The following is a 15,970-nucleotide window of genomic DNA, read 5'->3' on the forward strand; positions in this document are numbered from 1 at the left end:
GCATGGGCTAAACTCATTAAATAGTAATTATTACGATTAAATAGATCAAAGGAGGCCATATCCATGAGAGTCATTGTAACCTTAGCCTGCACCGAGTGCGGAGATCGCAACTATACAACAACCAAGAACAAGCGTAACCATCCGGAACGGATCGAATTGAAGAAGTATTCACCACGATTAAAGAGAATGACCATTCACCGGGAAACAAGATAATTTTTTTTGTCATTTTTAAATCGTAATATTTACGAAAAGAGGAAAAGCCATGATTCTATCTTCCATGCGTGATGTGGTATTCGGATACGGCAAAGAGCCAGTCATTGACCAACTGTCGCTGGATATCCATGTGGGGGAGTTTGTCGGCATTACAGGACCGAATGGTTCTGCGAAGACAACCATGCTGAAATTGCTGCTGGGGCTGTTACAGCCCTGGAGCGGCACGGTACATATGAATGTGCAGTCCGTACGTGGCAGTAAGCTGAACATCGGATATGTACCTCAACAGGTAGCATCATTCAACAGTGGATTTCCCAGTACGGTGATCGAACTGGTGCGATCCGGATGTTACCGCAAACTCGGCTTGTTCCGCAGATTCACATCCGAGCAGGAAGCCATTGTGGAACGCAGCTTGCGGGAAGTCGGCATGTGGGAATATCGCAACGCCCGGGTTGGAGAACTATCTGGTGGACAAAAGCAGCGAATCTGCATTGCCAGAGCCTTGGCAGGCCAGCCGCAGGTACTCGTGCTGGATGAGCCGACTACAGGCATGGACCGGCGCAGCCGTGAAGGATTCTATGATCTGATGCGCCATTATGCAGACGTTCATGCACTGACCATTATTATGGTCACCCACGGATTAGAAGAGATGGGCAACCGGTTGGACCGGACGATTACCCTGGAGCGGCAAGAAAGTGAGGAATGGCAGTGTTTGAATACGAATTCATGCAGCGTGCTTTCTGGGCAGGCGGACTGATCGGAGTCATTGCTCCAATTTTAGGAGTCTATCTGATGCTGCGACGGCAGGTGCTAATGGCGGATACGTTGTCCCATGTTTCATTGGCAGGGGTTGCCCTGGGTTCTGTGATGAACCTAGATCCGGTGATCTGTGGATTTGCGATTGCGATTATCGGCGCATTGCTGGTGGAACAACTCCGGCGAAATTACCTGACATATAGCGAGGTGCCTGTAGCGATCATTATGACGTCGGGTCTGGCCCTTGCTGTGGTGCTCATGAGTCTGAAAACCAATCTGTCCAAGACATTCAGCTCTTACCTGTTCGGTTCCATCGTTGCCGTTAGTGATATGCAGTTATGGATTATGGCGGCTGTGTGCGTCATCGGACTGATTTTTTTCATCGTGCTCAGAAGGCCACTGTACAATTTGACGTTTGATGAAGAGACAGCTTCCATTGGAGGCATTCAGGTTAAAGGTTTATCCTTTGCATTTGCCGTTCTGACAGGAATGACCGTTGCTTCAGCCATGCCGATTGTCGGCGTATTGCTTGTGTCTGCTTTAATTGTACTACCCGCTGCCCTGGCAATGAGATTGTCACGCAGCTTTGCGGCCGCGATCCTTATTGCTGTCGTCACTGGATTAATTGGTATTTTTAGCGGACTGACAACCTCTTACCATCTAAAAACACCACCGGGAGGAACGATTGCTCTCATCCTGTTGGTCTTTCTATTGATTGGCATATCAGCACAAAAGCTGATTGGACGATATAACCGTAAACGTCATCGTAAAGAGAGAAAACAACAACGTGCAACTCTATTCATACATTCAAGGGAGAATACGCCACATGAAATTCAATAAAAAATCAGCTCTTGCACTATTATTCAGTCTTACACTTATCGTAGCCGGTTGTGGACAAAATCAATCCGCTTCCGATTCCAGTACCAGCTCGGCCAGCACGCCGGTACCATCAGAGACCGAGGAAGCCAAACTGAACGTTGAAGTCAGCTTTTATCCGATGTACGAATTCACGAAAAATGTAGCGGGCGATCTGGCTAATGTTCATACACTCGTTCCTGCGGGTATGGAGCCACATGATTGGGAGCCGACACCACAGGATATTGCGAGCATCGAAAAAGCGGATGTGCTTGTTTATAATGGGGCGGGAATGGAATCCTGGATCGATCAAGTTACGGATAGTCTGAGCAATGCCAAACTCATTCAAGTGGAAGCGAGTCATGGGATCGATCTGCTGGAAGGATCGGAAGAAGAGGAGCATGATCACGAACATGCCGATACAACCGACACGCATGACCATGCGGATGAAGCGACAACAGAGGAGCATAATCACGATCATGACGCCGAAGCAGAAGAAGGACATACACATACACATGATCATGATCACGGTGGACTTGATCCCCACGTTTGGCTGTCACCTGCACTTGCCGTGAAGGAAGTACGGAATATCGAGGCTGGACTCGCACAGGCTGCGCCTGAACATGCGGAGCAATTCAAGCAAAATGCCGACGCCTATGTTGCCAAACTGGAGGCACTGGATCAGGATTTCAAGGCAGCTGTAGCAGACAGCAAACGTAAAGATTTCATCACACAGCATGCTGCGTTCGGTTATCTTGCAAAGGAATACGGTCTGCAGCAAGTACCGATTGCCGGTCTGTCTCCTGAACAAGAGCCTTCCGCAGCTCAAATGGCATCCGTTATTGATTTTGCCAAGGAGCATCAGGTGAAGACGATTTTCTTCGAAACGTTGGTTTCATCCAAAGTATCAGAGACTATCGCCAACGAAGTAGGAGCCAAAACAGCTGTATTGAACCCGATTGAAGGGTTGACGGAAGAGGAGATCGCTACAGGAATGGATTACATCGGCGTAATGCGGCAGAATTTGGAGGCCCTGAAACTGGCACTGAATGAATAGCGGTTTTGCTACTTTAACAAGTTGAATTTACGAAAAAAGAGAGCCCATTTGATGCCCGTCATCGAAAAAGGTACAATAATACAACATGCTGAGGAATGGCACAGCCATTCCTTTGCCTTTGGCCACGCAGAGAGCACAGGGATGTGCTCTTTTCGTTGTTCAAGGTGACGGAGATCATGCGGGGAACGGGAGGAAACGCCTTATGGATTTACATGAAGAACAGGAAATGCTGTTAAGCCAGCAGCCTGCCCATCTATGGAGAAGACGCAAGCTGGAGTTAATGCAGTGGACGGAACGCGAGAAGCAGACCATGGCTGCAAAGAGAACGGAGATTTGGAACGATGTCGAAGTGGATGCTGAGTTAGTTGATGCCTTGACTTTGCTTCACAGAGCGGGCGTACGTACCGAGTTTTCTTGTGCTGGTGTGAGCCCGCTCGATGAGCCGATAGATCATTCCCTTTATGCCTATGTTACACTTATACAAAATGAGGCAGCCGATCGATTTGTGACTTATGCGCTGTCGCAGATGCGCAATAGATTGCTTGCCACACTGGAGACAGGAACGGGTCGATATGATCTGTCGTCTTTTTTCATAGGTCATAACCGGAGTTTCTGCTGGTGGATGCAATATTGCGCCGCGCATTTCATGGATCGAAACGATTTAAGTGTAGCCACGTAGTATAGTGATAGGTATTTTTACTCGGAGGCAAGGGAGGTAGGACCGGATTGAATAAATGGCTCAAAACCATACTGTTTCTGGTGGGTTCAGCGCTACTGACCCGCTTTATACCATTTTCTTCATTGTTCCGTAACCTGGATACGATGATACACGAATTTGGCCATGCACTGGTAACACTGTTGTTATCCGGCAAAGTATTGCGCATTGAGTTATACGCTGATCACAGTGGCGTTACATATTCATCCATGCTGACACCAGGCAGATCTATATTGGTTTCCTTAGCGGGGTATGTCACGGCGTCTCTCTTTGCCTGGCTGTTATTCTATCTTTACCGGAAAGGACGGCACATGTGGGGGCTCGGCATTATGACGGGTGTAGCTCTTGTGTCGCTTCTCTTCTATGTAAGGGGAGAATTCGGCATGCTCTGGCTTACAGGCTTTAGTGCGCTGAATGTTGTGATTATGATCTTTGGTGCCAAAATCGCGAAATTCTATTATTTGTTGCTGGCTTTCCTCACACTGGAAGAGTCCGTAGTTAGTGCCATGTATGTTGGGCTAATGTCCTGGACACAGCCGTCCCGGGCAGGGGATGCAGCCAATCTGGCTCAGCAGACATTTCTCCCGGCACTGTTCTGGGGAACGTTATTTGCACTGTTTGCACTGTGGTGTGCGAAGGGAGCACTGACGCTCTTTTTCCGAAAAGAAAGCACGGTCCGCACGTCAAAATCCCGTGGATTACGCGGGCGTAATGTTTAAAAAACAGAGAAGGCACTTCCTTTTTTATTAAAGGAGAGTGCCTTTTTGCGTGTCTTCGTGTCAATCTCCAAGATTGTCCCATAACACATAAAAGTAATAAATTTCTTCCATGATCGCCTTATCATCCTCAGCGGCAATACCGCCCTTCATCCTTGCAAGGGTACCCAGAATATCGTAAATCGTCTCACGCTCCACACTGAACTGTATGCGATTGACGATCTTGTCCCAGGCTTTCATCGCGTAATCGATTTGGGACTTGGCTTCAGTCCATTTTTTGCCCTCAACCTGTTTCTGCAATGTTTGTACAGATTCAAGCAAGCGATCATCAGCACCAAAGGGCTTTTTGAGAAGGGCTCCGCTTGCCATTATCGCAACGAACACAAGAATGAGGCAGATCGGAAGCACATACAGCAACCAGAAACGCGATTTCATTCAATCGCCTCCTTCATGTAAATTTAGAAAGGCCCCTCATAATCGCCCATATCGATTTTTTCGGTGATCTTATCTTTGAATAGATCAATATACAATTTATCGTTAGGCAATATGGCGGCAAAAGCAATATCCTGTATCGTCACTTTTTGCTTTTTAAGCTGCTCGCTGAGCCAGTTCGTATCTTTGTTTCGTTCCTCCAGATTTTGCTTAATCAGCACGCCATCAATGATAATCTCGGTCATCAGCTTGCTCTTGGCAGGATGCATATGCATGTCCTTCGCGGTTACCGGTTGATTCTCTGGTTTCAACACAACAGAGAGACTGCCGTCCGGTTCAAGAATGGCATAATCCAGCGTAGTGATGTCAAATACATCCTTTTGCCGCAGCATCATGGTCAATTCGTCAAATTTCACACGCATTTTACTCAGGTTTTGTTCGAGAATTTTACCATTCTGGATGATCAGTGTGGGGTCAGAGTCCATCAGTTTGGAGATGGTACGATTTTTCAGCGTAATATACTGAAAAATAATCGTGATAATGGTGAAAATGGTCAAGGCCACAAAATGAATCCACGCCTTGGAAGATAGATCGGTCGCAAATGTACCTGCGATGGAACCGATCGTAATACCGTTAATGTAATCAAAATACGTCAAGTTGCCCATTTGTTGTTTGCCCAGCACCCGGGTATAGATGATCAGGGTCAGAAAGGCGATAATCGATCGCACAGCAACAACCCATGTTTCTTCCATCATGTATGTATCACCTTCCTTCGCTTCATCTTACAGATTGAAAATGGGAATGCTTGAAGCCATTCTTTAATTCCACCCAGCATATTTGTGGGCTATAACAAGCTTTTCCTAGGCTGGATAATCTTATTCTTGAACGCAAAAAACCGAAACCCGGCTAAGTGCTCCAGGCTTCGGTTAATCATTCGTTACATATCTTTAATTCGGTAAATCCATGGAATAGTAAATAGAATAGAGGTCATACACCCGAGTAAGCCATAAACCCTCCATCTACAGGAATAACCGTACCTGTAACAAAACCGGACTGACGTTCATCTGCCAGCCACATCAGCGTGCCTAGAAGATCTTCCGGTTTGCCGAAGCGGCGCATTGGCGTGTGCGCAATGATTTTACTTGAACGTTCGGTCGGCGAGCCATCCGGCTTAAGCAGCAGATTACGGTTTTGTTCAGTCAGGAAGAATCCTGGTGCAATGGCGTTTACTCGGATTCCCGATTCGGCCAGATGTACCGCAAGCCATTGCGTGAAATTGTTAATCGCCGCTTTGGCTGCACTGTACGCAGGAACTTTGGTCATGGGCGAAGGGGCACTCATGGACGAAATATTAATGACGGTAGCTGGAACATCACGTTCTATCATTTGTCTTGCGAAGATTTGGGTAGGGATGAGGGACCCAACAAAGTTCAGATCCATCACCTGACGGAATCCCTCGACACTTACATCAAAAAAAGTAGTGATATCCGCCTTCTCCAAATCTTCCTGTCTGAAAATTTCATTCGTGGTATTGGCACTGGCATGGTTGCCACCCGCTCCGTTAATAAGGATATCGCAAGGTCCTAGCTTCTCCTGAACAACAGCTGCTACCGCTATTACACTATCGGCCTGGGTCACATCACAAGCTACAGCGATCGCTTTTCCACCCGCAGACTCGATTGCCGCAACAACTTCTTTCCCTTTGGATACGGTACGGTTCAGAATGGCTACACTTGCGCCATGTCGCGCGAGCTCTTCAGCCATAGAACGACATAGAACACCTGCCCCGCCAGTAATTACAGCTGTTCTGCCTTCCAGACGAGTTGATCTTTCTTTGGTAAATTCACTCATGCTTTTGACCTCCTTTGCAGAGAGTCCCAGACGCCCCACAGATACATAATTCCCAGAGCCCGATCATAGAGTCCATATCCCGGTCTGCATTGTTCTCCCCAGAGATGACGTCCATGGTCCGGTCGTGCATAACCTTCAAATCCAATATCGTGGTAGGCTTCCACAACACCGGCAATATCGACATTTCCATCCTGACTGCGGTGGGATGTCTCGATAAAGTCTCCATTATCATAGATTTTTACATTACGGATATGAGCAAAAGGAATACGGTCCTTGAACTCGTGGATCATACCGATAATATCATTGTTTGGATTAGCTCCAAGAGAGCCACTGCACAACGTTACACTATTGTAAGGGCTATCATACAAGTTCAGATATTTGCGAACATTGTCTTGACTCGTAATAATTTTCGGCAGACCAAAGATCGGCCAAGGCGGATCATCCGGATGAATGGCCATTCGAATACCTAACCGTTCAGCAGTAGGAATGATCTCCTGCAGGAAATAAAGAGCGTGTTCCCACATATCTTCCTCTGTTACATCCTTATAGGCTTCGAACAGACCTGTTAAATACTGCAATCGTTCCGGTTCCCAGCCGGGCATCGTCAATGCGGAATTTTCGGTAATGCGTCGAACCAATTCCAGCGGTTCAATATCGGCAATTTTGCTATTCTCGTAGAAGAGGGCGGTAGAGCCATCTTCCATCTCCTTATGCAAATCGGTACGCAGCCAATCAAAGATCGGCATGAAGTTGTAACAGATCACTTTAACGCCTACCTGGGCGAGTTTTTCCATCGTTTTTTTGTAATTCTCAATATATTGATCACGTGTAGGCAGACCGAGCTTGATGTCTTCATGAATGTTAACACTCTCAACGACATCCAGATGTAACCCGGCCTGATCTGCAGCAGCTTTGACTGCCAGAATTTTGTCCATGGGCCATTCCTCACCTGCCGGAACATCATGCAGCGCCCATACAATGCCTTCGACTCCGGGAATCTGCCGGATGTGGTTAAGTGTCACGGTATCATTGCCTTCTCCAAACCAGCGAAAAACCATTCTCATCACATTCACCTCATCAAGATTAGTTTAAAGAACAGGTAGATCCATCATCATTGAAAATAGGAAGGGTATGTATCCCGCAGGACAGCCAGATCCGTAACGGTCAAATGCAGATGTTCCTGCATCATGTGCTCTGCCGTTTGGGCATCGTGCTGTTGTATCGCCTGAACCATGGATCGATGCTGTTCGAGCAAATGATCCCAATGATGATCCGAAGACAGACGGAGCATTCGGCTCCGGTTCAGATGCACGTTCATATGCTGGATCACGGACCAGGTGTTTTTTTTGTTACAGCCTGCAAAGAGAGTACTATGGAATTCCTCATCCAATCCGAACATTCGTTCATCATCCGGTTCAAGTATGCATTCCTGCTGCTGCGCAAGGTTCTGCTCCAATATTTTCATGTGTTCATCTGGAAATTGGACACACGCGAGCCGTATGACGGCACGCTCAAGCTGCTCACGCATGAAACGTGCTTCCTCCACGAGATCAACCTGAATCAGAGAAACATAGGTACCTCGCTGCGGATAGACTTCCAGCAGACCTTCCTGCGCTAATCGGACAAAGCTTTCTCGAACAGGGGTCCGACTTACATTGAACTCAAGCGAGATCTCTTTCTCCGAGATGGCGGTACCGGGAGGCAGCTTCAAACTCAGAATCAACTGCTTCAACGTCGTATAGACCGCCTCACGAGAAGAGAATGCCTGTTTGTTCAGAGAAGACGGGTTAATTAAGGATGATAATAATTCGGCTTTGGATGAAGACCTAGGGGGATATTCCATAATCTCAACTCCTTCAAGAACATACTACCATACTTGTATGGTAGTATGGAAGCGCTTTATATAAGTTAGTCTAAAATTTATCGCACAAGGCTTGCTGTTAGCGGGATGCTGGAGTAAACTATAGTCATTAGGTTCAAATGTTTAAACCAACAGACATGACAATTGTGATATCTGTAGACATATAATAGAGGTGAAACCATGGGACAAAAAGCGATATCTATTTTTCAAACCTGCATCCCCTTATTCCAGGTACTTAGCGACAATCATCGTCAGGCGATATTACTTGCTCTTAGTGAGAAGGGCAGCATGACAGTGAATGAAATTACAGAGCAGTTCAGCCTATCCCGGCCTGCTATATCTCATCATCTCAAGTTATTGCTTGAAAAAGGGCTCATCTCCGTAGAACAGAAGGGCACACAACGATATTATTCCGCTTCATTAAGGTCCTCGGTAGAGCTGTTGAAGGAACTGGTTGGCGCGTTGGAAGAAGAGTGCTTATAAGCAAGAGTTGTTAACATGCCTAGGCATGTGGGCTAAATGTTCGTATGTTTAAACGAATCATCATTAACTCGAAGAGGAGTTGTATTATATGAGTGTCATGCAGGAATTAAGCGCACATGAAGTCGAAGAAATTTTACTGCAGCAACGGCATTTTTTTCGCTCAGGGGCTACTCGTTCGGCCGAGTCTCGCATTACACATTTAACCCGGTTGAAACAGGCGATTCAGAAGTATGAGTCCCGTCTTACTGAGGCGCTCTATCAGGATTTGGGCAAGAGTGAGTTCGAATCGTATACTACAGAGATTGGATTCATGCTGGATAGTATCACGCACACCATTCGGCAAGTGAAGAAATGGGTCAAGCCGGTCAAAGTCAAAACCCAATTCACGCTGATCGGGTCGAAAAGTTATATCATTCCTGAGCCTTATGGTGCGGTATTGATTATTGGACCTTTTAACTATCCATTCCAGCTGTTAATTGAACCCCTGGTTGGTGCGTTGGCAGCAGGCAATACGGCAGTCCTCAAAGCATCAGAGAACACACCAGCCGTCTCAGCTGTTATTCGCGAGATGATTAGCTCGGTATTCGAACCAGCATACGTTCACGTGGTCGAAGGAGCCAAAGACACCACCACGGCGCTTATTAATTCGCCTTTTGACTATATCTTTTTTACAGGAAGTGTACCCGTTGGCAAAATTGTCATGGAGGCCGCTGCCAAAAATCTCGTTCCAGTGACGCTGGAGCTTGGCGGTAAAAGTCCAGTCATCGTGGATAAGCATGCAGATATCAAAGTGGCTGCACAGCGTATTATATGGGGAAAGCTGCTCAATACGGGTCAGACCTGCATCGCTCCGGATTATCTGCTTGTGCATGAACAGGTGAAAGATTCGTTGATCTCCGAAATGAAAGCAGCAGTGGAAATGTTCTTTGGCACAGATATTCAGCATAATCGAGATTATGGGCGAATCGTCAACAAGGCGCATTTCAAACGTCTCACTACCCTTATTGAACGCGATCAAGCCCTCGTCATCTATGGTGGTCAATCCGATGAGGAAGACCGCTTTATTGAACCGACATTTATTGATGCTGAATCGTGGGAAGCGGCAACGATGGAAGACGAAATTTTTGGTCCGATTCTGCCGATTATCAGTTATTCCCATATTGATGAGGCGATTGCAGGAATTGAGAAGCGGCCGAAACCGCTGGCGCTATATCTCTTTACATCAGATACACAACTACAAGATAAAGTGATGCGCGAGGTTTCTTTTGGGGGAGGATGCATTAACGATACGATTACCCATGTAGCCAACCCACGTCTGCCTTTTGGAGGGGTAGGACATTCCGGTCTTGGTTCATATCACGGGCGTTATAGCCTGGAGACCTTCTCTCATATGAAAAGTGTGCTCAAAAAGAGCACCAGATTGAACTTGTCGATTTTATATCCGCCATACGATAACAAGCTGAAGACGATTAAACGTCTTTTGAAATAAAAGAACCGGCGTTTAATCATATACAACGTAGAGGCCATACTGGAATGATCTTCAATGGATGAAGCTCATTCCGGAACAGGCTGTTCCTGTCTGTAGCGTGTGGGTGAAATCCCTGACCAGCGCTTGAATTGACGACTGAAATGGGCAATATCCTTGTAACCTAGCATGGCAGCGATGTTCTGAACCGACAACTTAGGGTTGCCCAGCAGAACTTTGGCTTCATGCAGAACCATTTCAGATAAATATACACGCGGAGACTGACCATATACCTGCCGAAATACACGGTTACAATGTGAGGAACTGATGCCCAGCTCTGCTGCAATATCATCAATGCCATAATGGCTGTCGGACTCACGTCCCTGCTTGAACTGCTGACTTACCAGTCCTTGCAGCCTATTACGAATTTGATGGGCAAGTTCGATCTGTTCATATCCGTCCGTAAACATTTGAGCTGCTTCCTGAGAGACAGCCTCCCATAAATGGCCGAACAACTCAAATACCGCCGATTGCAGCTGCATGCGCTGCACCATCGTACTCGCCGCCCGGTTATCCGCAGAAGACATTAATTTGCGAAGTACAGGCTCGATCTGGTGGGTAACCGGACTGTCTGCATCGAACAAAACCTGCTTGATTCGTGCAAGCAAAGAGAGAAATAACTGATCATCAATATCAAAATGCATGCAAAAATACGTAAACCCCTTGCCGTTATGGCTCAGGCTGGAATGAGTGCTTCCTGGAGGAATCAGGAGCAATTCGCCAGCCTTTTGAATATACAGTTTGCCGTTCACGGTCATATATTGTTCGCCTTCTGTTACATAATTCAGCTCATATTGTGGATGTTCGTGAGCTGGATAATCCCAATCCGCGCCGACACTTCGCAAATGTATAGCGAACAAATTCACCGTTGTTTGTACATCTGGGTAAAACACCTCATGCATACTCTCTCCCAGAGCGGGAGGCAAATAGGTGGAAGACATGGAAGACCCCCTTAATAAAAATAGAAACAGATGTAACCGCTTTATTTATATTATAGTCTATTAGCTTGATTTGGGTAAATATCCGATTGATTTGACCATGGTCTACGGTGGAATGCCCATGGTAGGATGGGGCTAATGAAAACGTATGCAAACCATTTTGAGAGGGGTCATCGTTCATGAGCACATCCAAGTCCATCTTTTATAATGCCCATCACTCACCGATCGGGGCTTTTGCCAGCTTTACGCTTGGATACAAAGGAGCCAAAGGCGGACTAGGCCTGGAGCTTGGCAAGCCAGCAGATCAGAATATATATATCGGTTTACAATCTCGCGACAGTGAGAACTACGAAGCTTTACCATTTTTCGAAGCCGTTGAAGATGCAAGCGTTCGATATGATGTAGAGAAAGTGGACAATTCGGATTCAGATCAGGTGTCTTCGGCCTCGACAGAAAATGGATTGAGCACACCAGCGGCTGCACAGGGAACACGCCCGCTAATTTCAGCGTTCCGCGATGAAGAGATTACGCGCGAGTTTACTTCGGGAATAGATACGTGGACGGCGGGTGATCTGACTTTCCGTATTTACTCACCTGTGCGTCCTGTACCCGAACCGCTGAGTGGCGATCATGAAGCAATAATGGATGCGCTTGTGCCTGCGGTGCTGGTGGAGATAACAATTGATAACACGCAAGGACGCCAGTCGCGTAAAGCATATTTTGGCTACCAGGGAAATGATCCTTACTCAGCCATGCGTATCATCGGAGGACCTGAGGGTGGGGCATTAACCGGGGTTGGACAAGGTCGCCTAACTGCCATTTTATCTGCGGATGAGGGTCTATGGCCTGCTCGAGGATTTACATTGGAGAAGATATTGCAGGAGAAACATCGTGAGAATCTGGCCTTCGGTCTAGGTGAAACAGCTGCGTTGTTGATGGACGTTCCCGCCGGAGAGAAGCGTACGTACCAATTTGCCGTCTGTTTTTATCGCGGCGGGATCGTTACTTCGGGTATGGACACGACCTATTGGTATACACGTTATTTTGCAGATATCCAGGAAGCCGGGAAATATGCGCTTAACCGTTTCAACGAGCTGACTGCTTCCTGTAAGGAAATTGAGCAACGTCTCGGAGTAGCTGCTTTGAGTGAAGATCAGTCATTTATGCTTGCCCATTCCATTCACAGCTATTATGCAAGTACACAACTGCTGGATGCGGATGGAGAGCCGTTCTGGATCGTAAATGAAGGTGAATACCGGATGATGAATACACTCGATCTGACCGCAGACCAGTTGTATTTTGAACTTGCCTTGAATCCTTGGACTGTACGTAACGAGTTAGAGTGGTTTGTGAAACGCTACAGTTATACAGATCAAGTGCGGTTCCCGGGCGAAGAGAAAGAATATCCGGGCGGCATTACTTTCACGCATGATATCGGCGTAGCCAATGTATTCTCACGTCCAGGGCACTCGGCGTATGAGCTCGTGGGCATTGATGACTGCTTCTCGCAAATGAGTCACGAGGAACTGGTCAACTGGCTCTGCTGTGCAACTGTATATATTGAACAGACGCAGGATCGGGAATTTGTTAAGGAGATGCTGCCCGTCATTCGGGATTGCTTCGAAAGCATGTTAAACCGGGATCATCCAGATGAACAACAACGCAATGGCCTAATGGGACTGGATAGCAGTCGTACCAAAGGTGGAGCTGAGATTACCACATACGACAGCCTGGATGTGTCACTTGGACAATCCCGCAACAACATCTATCTGGCAGGCAAATGCTGGGCCGTCTATGTTGCACTGGAGAAGCTGTTCGCTGCAGAGAAGCTGGCTGAACTGTCTCATCACGCAGGACGTCAGGCGGATCGCTGTGCAGCCAGTATCGAAGCCCAGTTAACCGATGGTGGCTACATTCCGGCAGTTATCGCCGAAAATAATGATTCCCGTATCATTCCGGCCATTGAAGGCTTAGTGTTCCCATACTTCACCGGCTGTGAAGGCGCGCTGGATGTAAATGGCCGTTTCGGCCCTTACCTTCAAGCGCTTCGAACCCACTTTAAAACGGTTCTTGTCCCTGGTACATGCCTGTTTGAAGATGGAGGCTGGAAGCTGTCCTCTACGAGCAATAACTCATGGCTCAGCAAAATATATCTGTCCCAGTTCATCGCACGAGAACTGCTGGGCGTGGAATGGGATGAAATAGGGAAGGCTTCTGACGCTGCTCATGTAAACTGGCTGTTGCATCCAGAGGAATCCTACTGGTGTTGGAGTGACCAGATCCTGGCCGGTGTGGCGGTCGGAAGCAAGTATTACCCGCGCGGTGTAACATCGATTCTATGGCTGCTCGAAGGCAAAGGTAATCGTCTGGAACAGATCTATGCCAGCAAGGAGGCTGTACAATGAGTAATACAACCGTTCAATCCATTATCTCCGGCCCGCAATATGATGCGTGGCTTGGATATCTTCAAAGTCAATCCGCAGTGAAAGGGGCCGCCAAAAAGACAGCCCCCGTCTGGAGCCATACCGTGACTGTGGCGGAAGATCAGGAAATCATATCAACAGCATCAGCCGAGCTGACTCAGGGACTGGATAAGCTGTTTGGCATCAAACCGAAAGTTAATCAGGAAACTGTCAGTCAAGTGAGCAAGTCGGATTCAGCCCACCAGGAGGCACAAGGGATCTGGCTTGGCACATGGACAGGTTCAGAAGCCGTGGCTCAGGCCTTCAGCGACACGGAACGCTCTACTGTGCAGGGAGAAGGTTATATTATCCGCGAAGATAAAGAGCAGGGTAGGCTGTTTATTGGTTCTGAAACCCCTCAAGGTGTTCTATACGGTACTTTTCATCTGTTAAAGGAGCTTGTTCTGGAGCAAGAAAATTCAAACGATGTGCATCCTGCTATGGGAAGATTAAGCTATATCTCTGAGCAGCCCGTTAATGCATTACGCATGATTAATCAGTGGGATAATGTAGACGGCAGCATCGAGCGTGGTTATGCTGGAAAATCCATTTTCTATGACAATGGAGAATTCACTCGTGATCTTGCACGTATTCGAGATTATGCCAGATTGCTTGCTTCTACAGGCATTAACGCTATTTCAATCAACAACGTAAACGTGCATCAGCGTGAGAGCCTGTTCCTGACGGAACGTTTCCTGGGTGATGTTGCGAAGGTTGCTGCCCAATTCAGAGCGTACGGCATCCGATTGTTCCTTAGCGCCAACTATGCTAGTCCAATAGAGATTGGTGGATTGCTTACGGCAGATCCGCTGGATGAACAGGTCCGTGAATGGTGGAACATTCAGACAGCCAAGGTGTATGCGGCAATCCCGGATTTTGGCGGCTATCTGATCAAAGCGGATTCGGAAAATCGGCCTGGACCCTTCACATATAACCGTGATCATGCTGATGGAGCGAACATGCTGGCCGAGGCACTGCGCCCGTTTGGTGGACTAGTAATATGGCGCTGCTTCGTCTATAACTGCAAACAAGACTGGCGTGACCGCTCAACGGATCGCGCACGGGCAGCATATGACCACTTCAAACCACTGGATGGCCGATTTGCGGATAACGTCATTTTGCAGATCAAGAATGGGCCGATGGACTTTCAAGTTCGCGAGGCCGTATCTCCGCTGTTCGGTGCAATGGAGAACACAAATCAGGTATTGGAATTCCAGATTACGCAGGAGTATACGGGCCAGCAGAGGCATCTCTGTTATCTGATTCCACAGTGGAAAGAAGTATTGGATTTTGATACGTTTGCCAAGGGACCGGGTTCTGAAATCAAACGCATTGCTGACGGTTCTCTGTACAATAGACCCTACAGCGGCTTTGCTGCAGTATCCAATATCGGTGCAGATGCTTGCTGGACAGGACATCCGCTCGCTCAGGCGAATCTATATGGATATGGAAGACTTGCCTGGAATCCGGAACTGTCATCGAAAGAGATCGCGGAGGAGTGGGTCAGACTTACATTCGGACATGACGAAGAGGTCGTTCGTCTAATCTCTGGCATGCTTTTGAATTCACTCCATATCTATGAAAGTTATACAGCACCACTCGGTGTAGGCTGGATGGTTAATCCGGAGCACCATTACGGGCCTAATGTGGATGGCTATGAATATTCCAAGTGGGGTACGTATCATTTTGCCGATTGTGATGGCATTGGTGTGGACCGGACTGTGAGAAGTGGAACCGGATATACATCGCAATACCACCGCGAAAATGCCGAAAGATATGAATCCGTAGACTCCTGTCCGGACGAGCTGTTATTATTTTTCCACCATGTCCCGTATACGCATGTTCTGCATTCTGGCAAAACGGTCATTCAGCACATTTATGATACACATTTTGAAGGAGCAGAGCAGGCGGAAGCCTTAGCACAGACCTGGAGACAGTTGGAAGGCAAGATTGATTCGACTGTATTTGATAAGGTGTCTGCGTTACAGGCAGGGCAGGCGGAGCACGCCAAGGAATGGCGAGACATGATCAATACGTACTTCTATCGCAAAAGTGGTATTGCCGATGAACAAGGAAGAACGATATATTAATCTGGATACGAAAACT

Annotated in this window: 16 protein-coding genes; 10 read left to right on the plus strand and 6 right to left on the minus strand. The window is 47.3% G+C overall.

The genetic code is table 11. The features are described 5' to 3' along the window. Positions 1 to 63 precede the first annotated feature (63 nt). From rpmG to BLV50_RS06035, 6 genes are all read left to right on the plus strand, one after another. Positions 64 to 213 (plus strand): 50S ribosomal protein L33, encoded by a 150-nt coding sequence (gene rpmG / locus BLV50_RS06010; protein ID WP_090806450.1) that lies wholly within the window; start codon positions 64 to 66, stop codon positions 211 to 213. Between the two features lie 49 nt (positions 214 to 262). Then, positions 263 to 970: a metal ABC transporter ATP-binding protein gene (locus BLV50_RS06015; RefSeq protein WP_063563890.1), complete on the plus strand. Its 708-nt coding sequence runs from the start codon at positions 263 to 265 to the stop codon at positions 968 to 970. Next, positions 916 to 1,809, plus strand: a complete 894-nt coding sequence (locus tag BLV50_RS06020; RefSeq protein ID WP_090806452.1) for a metal ABC transporter permease — start codon at positions 916 to 918, stop codon at positions 1,807 to 1,809. Before BLV50_RS06015 ends, BLV50_RS06020 begins: the two co-directional genes overlap by 55 nt. Further along, entirely contained in the window at positions 1,796 to 2,881 is a 1,086-nt protein-coding gene (locus tag BLV50_RS06025; protein WP_090806454.1) for a metal ABC transporter substrate-binding protein, read from the plus strand. Before BLV50_RS06020 ends, BLV50_RS06025 begins: the two co-directional genes overlap by 14 nt. 202 nt (positions 2,882 to 3,083) lie before the next feature. Beyond that, positions 3,084 to 3,560, plus strand: coding sequence for a hypothetical protein (locus BLV50_RS06030; RefSeq protein WP_090806456.1), 477 nt, complete (start codon positions 3,084 to 3,086; stop codon positions 3,558 to 3,560). A 47-nt stretch (positions 3,561 to 3,607) separates the two neighbouring features. Beyond that, the gene (locus BLV50_RS06035; RefSeq protein WP_064638081.1) at positions 3,608 to 4,315 is read left to right on the plus strand and encodes a M50 family metallopeptidase; all 708 of its coding nucleotides are present in this window, start codon (positions 3,608 to 3,610) and stop codon (positions 4,313 to 4,315) included. Positions 4,316 to 4,375: 60 nt separating this feature from the next. Here the strand turns inward: BLV50_RS06035 and BLV50_RS06040 are convergent, their stop codons facing one another. The 5 genes from BLV50_RS06040 to BLV50_RS06060 form a co-directional block, all read right to left on the minus strand. Beyond that, positions 4,376 to 4,747, minus strand: a complete 372-nt coding sequence (locus tag BLV50_RS06040) for a DUF4363 family protein (protein ID WP_063563885.1) — start codon at positions 4,745 to 4,747, stop codon at positions 4,376 to 4,378. Positions 4,748 to 4,770: 23 nt separating this feature from the next. Next, the gene (locus BLV50_RS06045; RefSeq protein WP_063563978.1) at positions 4,771 to 5,496 is read right to left on the minus strand and encodes a DUF421 domain-containing protein; all 726 of its coding nucleotides are present in this window, start codon (positions 5,494 to 5,496) and stop codon (positions 4,771 to 4,773) included. A gap of 235 nt (positions 5,497 to 5,731) precedes the next feature. Then, the gene (locus BLV50_RS06050; protein WP_090806458.1) at positions 5,732 to 6,595 is read right to left on the minus strand and encodes an SDR family oxidoreductase; all 864 of its coding nucleotides are present in this window, start codon (positions 6,593 to 6,595) and stop codon (positions 5,732 to 5,734) included. Then, positions 6,592 to 7,659: a mannonate dehydratase gene (uxuA, locus tag BLV50_RS06055; RefSeq protein ID WP_072732943.1), complete on the minus strand. Its 1,068-nt coding sequence runs from the start codon at positions 7,657 to 7,659 to the stop codon at positions 6,592 to 6,594. The genes BLV50_RS06050 and uxuA overlap by 4 nt, the downstream gene beginning before the upstream one ends. Positions 7,660 to 7,706: 47 nt before the next feature. Further along, positions 7,707 to 8,438: a GntR family transcriptional regulator gene (locus BLV50_RS06060; RefSeq protein ID WP_090806460.1), complete on the minus strand. Its 732-nt coding sequence runs from the start codon at positions 8,436 to 8,438 to the stop codon at positions 7,707 to 7,709. 198 nt (positions 8,439 to 8,636) lie between these two features. On the opposite strand from BLV50_RS06060, the gene BLV50_RS06065 reads away from it, so the two are divergent. Together BLV50_RS06065 and BLV50_RS06070 are read left to right on the plus strand one after the other, a co-directional pair. Further along, the gene (locus BLV50_RS06065) at positions 8,637 to 8,939 is read left to right on the plus strand and encodes an ArsR/SmtB family transcription factor (protein WP_063563882.1); all 303 of its coding nucleotides are present in this window, start codon (positions 8,637 to 8,639) and stop codon (positions 8,937 to 8,939) included. Positions 8,940 to 9,036: 97 nt separating this feature from the next. After that, positions 9,037 to 10,428 carry an aldehyde dehydrogenase gene (locus tag BLV50_RS06070; protein ID WP_090807504.1) on the plus strand — a complete coding sequence of 464 codons (1,392 nt, stop codon included), beginning with the start codon at positions 9,037 to 9,039 and terminating at the stop codon, positions 10,426 to 10,428. A gap of 65 nt (positions 10,429 to 10,493) precedes the next feature. On the opposite strand, the gene BLV50_RS06075 is transcribed toward BLV50_RS06070, so the two are convergent. After that, positions 10,494 to 11,405 carry a helix-turn-helix domain-containing protein gene (locus BLV50_RS06075; RefSeq protein ID WP_090806462.1) on the minus strand — a complete coding sequence of 304 codons (912 nt, stop codon included), beginning with the start codon at positions 11,403 to 11,405 and terminating at the stop codon, positions 10,494 to 10,496. Between the two features lie 176 nt (positions 11,406 to 11,581). Between BLV50_RS06075 and BLV50_RS06080 the strand changes: the two genes are divergently transcribed. Both BLV50_RS06080 and BLV50_RS06085 read left to right on the plus strand, forming a co-directional pair. After that, positions 11,582 to 13,807 carry a glycoside hydrolase family 52 protein gene (locus BLV50_RS06080; RefSeq protein ID WP_090806464.1) on the plus strand — a complete coding sequence of 742 codons (2,226 nt, stop codon included), beginning with the start codon at positions 11,582 to 11,584 and terminating at the stop codon, positions 13,805 to 13,807. Beyond that, positions 13,804 to 15,954 carry an alpha-glucuronidase family glycosyl hydrolase gene (locus BLV50_RS06085; RefSeq protein WP_090806465.1) on the plus strand — a complete coding sequence of 717 codons (2,151 nt, stop codon included), beginning with the start codon at positions 13,804 to 13,806 and terminating at the stop codon, positions 15,952 to 15,954. Before BLV50_RS06080 ends, BLV50_RS06085 begins: the two co-directional genes overlap by 4 nt. Positions 15,955 to 15,970: the final 16 nt, after the last annotated feature.

Source organism: Paenibacillus sp. 276b (genome assembly GCF_900107875.1).
GTDB classification, from domain to species: Bacteria; Bacillota; Bacilli; order Paenibacillales; family Paenibacillaceae; genus Paenibacillus; species Paenibacillus marchantiae.

Coding starts and splice junctions, on each gene's coding strand:
- BLV50_RS06070 (WP_090807504.1), top strand. CDS start 9,037: ATGCAGGAATTAAGCGCACATGAAGTCGAAGAAATTTTACTGCAGCAA.
- BLV50_RS06080 (WP_090806464.1), top strand. CDS start 11,582: ATGAGCACATCCAAGTCCATCTTTTATAATGCCCATCACTCACCGATC.
- BLV50_RS06030 (WP_090806456.1), top strand. CDS start 3,084: ATGGATTTACATGAAGAACAGGAAATGCTGTTAAGCCAGCAGCCTGCC.
- BLV50_RS06015 (WP_063563890.1), top strand. CDS start 263: ATGATTCTATCTTCCATGCGTGATGTGGTATTCGGATACGGCAAAGAG.
- BLV50_RS06020 (WP_090806452.1), top strand. CDS start 916: ATGGCAGTGTTTGAATACGAATTCATGCAGCGTGCTTTCTGGGCAGGC.
- BLV50_RS06060 (WP_090806460.1), bottom strand. CDS start 8,438: ATGGAATATCCCCCTAGGTCTTCATCCAAAGCCGAATTATTATCATCC.
- BLV50_RS06085 (WP_090806465.1), top strand. CDS start 13,804: ATGAGTAATACAACCGTTCAATCCATTATCTCCGGCCCGCAATATGAT.
- rpmG (WP_090806450.1), top strand. CDS start 64: ATGAGAGTCATTGTAACCTTAGCCTGCACCGAGTGCGGAGATCGCAAC.
- BLV50_RS06050 (WP_090806458.1), bottom strand. CDS start 6,595: ATGAGTGAATTTACCAAAGAAAGATCAACTCGTCTGGAAGGCAGAACA.
- BLV50_RS06040 (WP_063563885.1), bottom strand. CDS start 4,747: ATGAAATCGCGTTTCTGGTTGCTGTATGTGCTTCCGATCTGCCTCATT.
- uxuA (WP_072732943.1), bottom strand. CDS start 7,659: ATGAGAATGGTTTTTCGCTGGTTTGGAGAAGGCAATGATACCGTGACA.
- BLV50_RS06025 (WP_090806454.1), top strand. CDS start 1,796: ATGAAATTCAATAAAAAATCAGCTCTTGCACTATTATTCAGTCTTACA.
- BLV50_RS06045 (WP_063563978.1), bottom strand. CDS start 5,496: ATGGAAGAAACATGGGTTGTTGCTGTGCGATCGATTATCGCCTTTCTG.
- BLV50_RS06065 (WP_063563882.1), top strand. CDS start 8,637: ATGGGACAAAAAGCGATATCTATTTTTCAAACCTGCATCCCCTTATTC.
- BLV50_RS06075 (WP_090806462.1), bottom strand. CDS start 11,405: ATGTCTTCCACCTATTTGCCTCCCGCTCTGGGAGAGAGTATGCATGAG.